The 6,533-nt window shown below is 66.3% G+C and carries 8 protein-coding genes; 2 read left to right on the plus strand and 6 right to left on the minus strand.

Going from position 1 to position 6,533, the window contains the following annotated elements; translation table 11 throughout:
• Positions 1-286: 286 nt before the first annotated feature.
• Genes EXR94_02450 through EXR94_02465 form a run of 4 tightly spaced genes read right to left on the minus strand, consistent with a single transcriptional unit; the run spans position 287 to position 3,226 of the window.
• Positions 287-775, minus strand: a complete 489-nt coding sequence (locus EXR94_02450) for a DUF2203 family protein (GenBank protein ID MSR01590.1) — start codon at positions 773-775, stop codon at positions 287-289.
• Complete coding sequence (locus tag EXR94_02455) at positions 772-1,011, minus strand: hypothetical protein (protein ID MSR01591.1); 240 nt, start codon at positions 1,009-1,011, stop codon at positions 772-774. Before EXR94_02455 ends, EXR94_02450 begins: the two co-directional genes overlap by 4 nt.
• On the minus strand, positions 1,011-1,469 hold the full coding sequence (locus EXR94_02460) for an acyl-CoA thioesterase (GenBank protein ID MSR01592.1): 459 nt from the start codon (positions 1,467-1,469) through the stop codon (positions 1,011-1,013). Before EXR94_02460 ends, EXR94_02455 begins: the two co-directional genes overlap by 1 nt.
• Positions 1,470-1,471: 2 nt before the next feature.
• Positions 1,472-3,226 carry an NAD+ synthase gene (locus EXR94_02465; GenBank protein ID MSR01593.1) on the minus strand — a complete coding sequence of 585 codons (1,755 nt, stop codon included), beginning with the start codon at positions 3,224-3,226 and terminating at the stop codon, positions 1,472-1,474.
• Positions 3,227-3,261: 35 nt separating this feature from the next.
• Here EXR94_02465 and EXR94_02470 point away from each other — a divergent pair, with 35 nt between their 5' ends.
• Complete coding sequence (locus EXR94_02470) at positions 3,262-3,726, plus strand: hypothetical protein (protein ID MSR01594.1); 465 nt, start codon at positions 3,262-3,264, stop codon at positions 3,724-3,726.
• A 57-nt stretch (positions 3,727-3,783) separates the two neighbouring features.
• Here EXR94_02470 and EXR94_02475 read toward each other — a convergent pair whose 3' ends face one another.
• Positions 3,784-5,226, minus strand: coding sequence for a DUF4384 domain-containing protein (locus EXR94_02475; GenBank protein MSR01595.1), 1,443 nt, complete (start codon positions 5,224-5,226; stop codon positions 3,784-3,786).
• Positions 5,227-5,319: 93 nt separating this feature from the next.
• Positions 5,320-5,757 carry a nuclear transport factor 2 family protein gene (locus EXR94_02480; protein ID MSR01596.1) on the minus strand — a complete coding sequence of 146 codons (438 nt, stop codon included), beginning with the start codon at positions 5,755-5,757 and terminating at the stop codon, positions 5,320-5,322.
• Between EXR94_02480 and EXR94_02485 the strand changes: the two genes are divergently transcribed.
• Positions 5,579-6,292, plus strand: a complete 714-nt coding sequence (locus tag EXR94_02485) for a DinB family protein (GenBank protein ID MSR01597.1) — start codon at positions 5,579-5,581, stop codon at positions 6,290-6,292. The two genes, EXR94_02480 and EXR94_02485, sit on opposite strands and share 179 nt — an antisense overlap.
• Positions 6,293-6,533: the final 241 nt, after the last annotated feature.

Raw genomic sequence — 6,533 nt, forward strand, 5'->3', positions numbered from 1 at the left:
ATCAGCGCGGCCAGGAGGCCGGTGCCTTGCATCGCCATCAGCCAGTGGCTTACCCCGGCCAGCGTCGGGCCGCCGTACATCATGAGCGACAGCACCAGCCCCGACACGACCGCCAGCAGCGCGCCCGGCAGCACCAACGCCTGATAGATGGCCGCCAGCATCCGCATGGCGGTGCCGAGATTCTCGCGGGGCTCCCGCTTCGAGGCCAAGCCCACGAACATGGCGGAGAACCCGCCGCCTAACCACATGGTAAAGCCGGCCAGGTGGGCCAAAATCCAGAGATGTCTCAAGGAATGATTCCGCTGAAGTCGGCCGCGTCGATCGGTTGCCGGCCCGCAATGCCGGCGTCGACCTCGTGCCAGTGAGTGATGTGTGCTTCGCTCAATTTCCAACACAAAAAGACCAACCGGTCGTCCCGGAGCGCATAGAAGTCGACCAGGCCGTCTTCGAACCCTTTGAACTGGCACCCGACGGCTTCGAGTTCGAGCAGACCAGCGTTGATCCGGGCCGCCGCGTCGGTGACCCGGCCGCGGCTTAGAAGCAGATCGTCCGTTTCGCCGGTGTCGGCGCGACTCGCGGCCGCCAACACTTCGTACCCGGCCACCGCCTCCCGCCATCCCTCGTACTCAACCTTGAGATCGGCCAGAATCTTCCGCAGAAACGGGAGGGTCCGTTCGGCTTCGTCGACGGAATAGATTTTCAATTCGGCCACCGTCATGCCTCCGGATCGGGGGGACCCACCCCCAATCATCGACCCGTCCAACCGGTCGGTCAAGCCGGGCGGCCCAGCGCGAGGCGGGCCACATCGTCTTTCCGGATCCGGCTGAGCCGGCGGTGAACCTCGGCCACCGAGAGTCCGGCCGCGAGCCGCGCGGCAATGACCGCTCCCATCGAGGTCCCGACCAACCGGGTCGGGATGATCCCATTTTGGGCCAGGACCTCGAGCGCCCCGAGATGGGCCGCCGCCTTGGCGCCGCCTCCCGAAAGCACCGCCGTCACCGCCTTCTTCATCAGGACCGGCGGGCCTCGTACTGGGCTTGGGCCGCCTGGTACCGGGCGTGTTCTTCCGCGGTTTCGGGGACCAGCCGGGGCACCCGGCACGACTTGTGGTTGCGGTCGATCGCTACGAACACCACCCGGGCGGTGTGGGTATGGACCCGGGCCCCGGTCGCGATGTTCTCGGAGTAGACCTGCACCGTGATCGACATCGAACTATTGCCGACGAAGTCGACCGTGGCGAGGCAGGTGACCAGGGCCCCCACCGGGATGGCGTGGTGGAAGTCGAGCCGGTCGATCGACTTCGTGACTGCGGGCCCCCCGGCATGGCGCATCGCGGCGACCGCGGCCGCTTGGTCGACCAAGGCCATCAAGTCGCCGCCGAAGAGGTCGCCGAGGACGTTTTGCATGTGCGGCATGACGAAGGTGCTGATTTCGCCCTTCGAGAACGCCATTGGATGGGATTCCGGCATCGTCAGTAGTCCACCGGGCGAAGATAGAACTCGCCGATGGCGGTGGGCGACAACATGGCCACCGTCGGAAGCTTTCGCTTCCAGTGGGTCGAGTCGAGCCGGCGCTTGACCGTGACCACTTCCGCGGCCGAGAAGCCCAGCTGCTCGATCGCTTCGCTCGAATATCCCGACAACACCCAGTGCAAGATCAGATCGGCCCGGGCGTAGCTGATCCCGAAATCGCCTTCGTCGGTCTGGCCGGCCACCAAGTCCGCGGTCGGCGCCTTGTCGACGATGGCGGCGGGAACGCCAAGATGGCGTGCCAAGGCCCAGACCTGGGTCTTGAAGAGATCGCCGATCGGGTTGACCGGCGGCGAATCGTCGGCGTGCCAGGTGAAATACCCGAACAACCGTTCCGTCTTGTTGCCGGTGCCTAACGGGATTGCCCGGGTGGCCGCCGAGAGATCGAAGAGCGTGATCATCCGCATCCGGGCCATGATATTGCCAAGCCGGGCCGGCGGGGGCCGCTCGCCCAAGGCCGACGCCAGTCCGTCCACACCGGCCGTGATCTCAATCGTCCTCGATTGGATGCCGAGTGCCCCGATGACCAGGTCGGCGTGGGAGAGACTCTCCTGGCTCGACGACCGGTACGGCATCCGAACCGCGGTGACCTGTTCGGGTCCAAAGGCTTTGGCCGCGAGGTACGCCACCACCGCGCTGTCGACCCCGCCCGACAAGCCCAGCACCACCCGTTCGAAGCCGCGGCGTCGGGTCACCTCATCCTTCAGGAACTCGACCAGCCACCGCTCCGTGAGGTCGGGATCGATGGCCAGGGGGTCGTCCTGCCGGGGCGGCATGGCCGGGCGGTCCGGGCGCCGGACGGGGTTGGCCGCCCCGGGCTCCGGCGCCGCGGCGAGCGACTCGAGCAGATGAGGCAGATGGGTTTCCAAGTCCGAGAGCAACGGTTCTTCCGCGCGGGCCCGGGTAATCTCGTCCAGGTCCAACGCGACCGACGTCACCGCTGCCTCGAAGATCGGAGCCCGGGCCAAGACCGCCCCGCGGGGATCAACCACCACCGACCCGCCCGGAAAGGCTTTGCCGCCTTCGAATCCCACCAAATGGGCCACCACGACAAACACCCCGTGCTCGGCCGCGATCGATTGGGCCACCCGTTCCCAACGGAGGGTACTTTCGGGCCGGCCGTCTCCCTCAGCGCTTGGCTGGATGCCCCGAGCCGGGCTGGCGCTCAGAATGATGATGACCTCTGCCCCATCGAGCGCGGCAATGGTCGGAACCAGCGAATGCCAGGCGTCCTCGCAGACCAGCACAGCGGCCCGACACGCCCCGAGGTCGAAGGCCTGGACCGAGCGCCCCGGCTCGACAAACCGCTCCTCGTCGAAGACCCCGTAAGTCGGAAGAAAGATCTTCCGGTGAACATGCTTGACCCCGGCCTCGGGGCCGCCGAGCCGGACGACCAGGGCGGAATTGTAGAGCCGAGTGTTCCAGATCTCGTAGAAACCGCAGACCAGATCGAGCGGCGGCAGGCCGGCGGCCAAGTGCTCCGCGGACAGGTCCGCGAAGAGCTGCTCGGCGCTGACGGCCAGCTCCTTGACGCCGCCCTCGACGAAGTAGCCCGTCAAGGCCGTCTCCGGGAGGACCACCAGATCGGGCACCTCGGCTCCCGTGGCCAACTCCGCCAAGAGTTGGCCCACCTGGGCCAAGTTGGCGCGGTAGGCGGCCTTCCGGGGCCGAAATTGGGCGAGAGCAATCCGAAGCATGGCCGGTAAGGTAAGGTGGGCGCTAATCTTCAGGAATGACGAATCCACTCGACGCGCTCGCGGGCGTCGCCAACGCGGCGGCCCCCCTCCCCAACCTGGTGACCGGCGGCCAGCCATCGGAAGGACACCTCGAGGCGCTCAAGGCGGCCGGGGTGACTGTCATCCTCGACATCCGGGATCCCATGGAGCCCCGCCCGTACGACGAGCCGGCGGCCACCCGGCGGTTGGGGTTGGAGTACATCAACATCCCGGTCACCGCCGATACCCTGGATGACCCCACGCTGGAACGAATCCTCGAGGTGGTGCGCTCCAACGCGGGCCGGCCGCTCCTGTTTCATTGCGCCAGCGGGAATCGGGTCGGCGGGGCGCTGGTGCCGCATTTCATCCTCGACCATGGGATGACCGAGGACGACGCGATTCAGGCCGCCATGCGGATTGGCCTTCGCGGCGCCGAGATCCTCGAATGGGGCCTCGACTACGCCCGCCGGCACACCCCTTGAAACGTAAAGCGCCCCGGTAACCCACCGGGGCGCTTCACTCCTTGAACTCGTCGCCGATTAGGCGGGCGGACGCTCGCGGGGGCGTCGGGGCGCGTCGTTGTTCCGCGGTTGAGCCGGCGGCGGCGCGCTTTGCCTCGGGGGATCCACGCGCGGGGGTGGATTGTTCCGAGGACCGTCGTTGTTCCGGGGCCGGTCCTCGTTCCGGGGCCGCTCCCGAACTTCCGGTCGGCTCTCGCGCGGCTCCACTCGTCGGCCGTTGTCGTTCCCCCCATCGCTGGCCCGCCGAGCGGGCCGGTCGCCGAAATCCACCGGGCCCCGAGGAGTGCCCCGATCCCGTTCGACAATCGGTCCTCGATCTTCAACCGCGGGCGAACGGCGACCGCGGGGCCGGCCGATATCAATGTTGGGCGCCACCCGGTCGCCGGACGGCCGGCCACCGAAGCCCCGATCGCCATCGGCCGGGCGACCACCGGGAGTCCGGGGTCGGTAGTCGATGACCGGACGGCGCCCACCGCCACCGATCGAGCCACCGCCCAACGATCCCGATCGGCCGGGAGCGGCGTTGCCGGTATTATCAGTGCCGCGCCGAACGATGGTGTAGCCCCGCGGACGGCCGGCCAGCACCGGATAGCGAGCCACGGACCCGCCATAGTAGCGGGGGTTCCGGTACCAATTGCGGCCCCAACTACCATATCCGCCGCCGTATCCGTTGTACCCGTAGTAACCGGAACCATAGCCGCCGTACCACCCGCCCACCGGGTAGGAGCGGCACCCGAACAGGCTCGGGCGATTCCAAGGATCGCAATAGTAGTCGTCGATGTAGCCGTAGGGCCGGGGATGCCACCAGTTGTTCGCCACCGTTACCGATCGGTAGCCGTACACCCGGTAGTCCAGCACATCGTAGTCAAAGCCCCGGTTGGTGGAAATCCGTTGGAGCAGTTCGGTGATGTCGGATTCCGGATCGCTGGAGTTGTCGCCGATCGAGATCCGATCGTAGTCCCAGTTGCCCCCAACCTCGATATCATCGAACCGGAACGGGTCGGCGGACACCGAGGCGTAGATCAGTCCGTCGCCGTCGCGACCCACCACAAAAGATTCCCGATCGCCGCGGCCCCGGACCTCGTAGCGCCGGCCCCCCCGCACCAAGTTGTCTTCGCGGGGATCGACCGGGAACAAGACCCGGAGGCGGCCTTCGGTGTCATAGTTGAAAACCAGGAGGTAGCCGTCGTCGCGCGATTCGACCTGGACTTGGGCTCGCTCACCTTCGCGGAACTGACGGCTGTTGTTGATCCAGATTCGGATCGGAGGGGCCGCGGCATCGATTGAGGCCGAAGCCACCGGAATCGAATCGCCGCCGGTGAACAGCGCGCTGGCCAACCATAGAACGGGCATCATGAGGAACCTCCGCGCAACGACTCGTGGGGCTTGGACACAATGACAGCTACCCAGCATATCGAGTTTCGTGCCATCCCGATCGACGCGGCCAACCAACATGGCCACAACGACTTACAGTTTTCCAAACCGGACATTGCCCTGTCCTAGCCGGGTGACACCTGAACCCGCCAGGCGACACCCCTACCCCAATATCACGGTTTATCCGTTCCGGTGCCAATACATTCGCATTTCGGTGACCTTGTCCCCCTCGGACTCACAGAATAACGCCCCTCGGGCCTCCACCCATTCACCGGTTCGGCGGCGGCGAAAGACCACTTTGAACTCGGTCGAGAACCAGGGCCCCGCCGTATGCAGCTCACCGGTGGTGACCGTGATCTCGGATTGGTTGTACGGGACGTCAGCCCAGTAGCGGCGGATGGCGTCCCGGCCGGTGTGGGGCGGGGCAAACGGAGTCTCGATGAAGACGGCATTGTCGCTGAAGACTGAGAGGATCTTGTCCAAATCGGCCTTGGACCAGCCTTTGGCGAAGGTGTCGATCAGCTCGCGAGGGCTTGGTTGGGGTTCGGTCATGGTGAATATTAGCTCGGCACTCGGCGGCTCGGCACTCGGCACTCGGCTCTTGGGGGGACACAGCATGATTGAGAAGGGGCAGGTGGTTTTGATGTTGGGGGAGTCGGGGGGGGCGTTTACGGCGGCGTTTCGGGGGGTGACGGGGGGGCAGTTTCATTTCAAGCCGGCACCGGATCGGTGGTCGATTGCGGAGACGGCGGAGCATGTGACGGTGGCGGAGACGGGGTCGGGGAAGTTGATCCGGGGGAAGTTGGTTCGGGAGGCGACGGCGCCGGAGTTGTTGGCGCAGACGGTGGGGGCGGAGGAGCGGGTGGATGGGCGGCTGGCCAAGCGGGATCAGCCGTTTCCGGCCCCGGACTTTGTCCTGCCGACGGGACGGTGGACCACGCCGGAGGAGATGATCGCGGTGTTCGAAGAGAGCCGGCAGGCGACGATCGACTTCATCAAGACGACGGAGCACGACTTGACGACTTTCGCGGTGCCGCATCCGGCGCTCGGGCCGTTGAACGGGCTTCAGTGGGGGTACTTCCTGGTCCGGCACTGCGTGCGGCACATCGAACAAATCGACGAGGTCAAGGCCGCGGCGGGGTACCCGAAGTAAAGGTCTCGAAGAAGCCGAAGCCGGAGTCGGCGACCGTTGCGCCGAGCAGGCGGCCCCGGGCGATGAATTGGCCGCGCATTTGGAGAAACGAAAGCCGGGCGGCCCCGGTTCCGATCGGAGTGGTTTGGGTATTCCGAACCGTCACGTCGAGGCGGAGGGTGTCCGGCTCCCGGACGGCAATCAGGGAGAAGGCGCCCTCTCGATAATCGATCGAACTGAACCGGAGGATTTGCCGGACGCC

The organism is Gemmatimonadota bacterium, assembly GCA_009692115.1.
Classification (GTDB): Bacteria; Gemmatimonadota; Gemmatimonadetes; order Gemmatimonadales; family GWC2-71-9; genus SHZU01.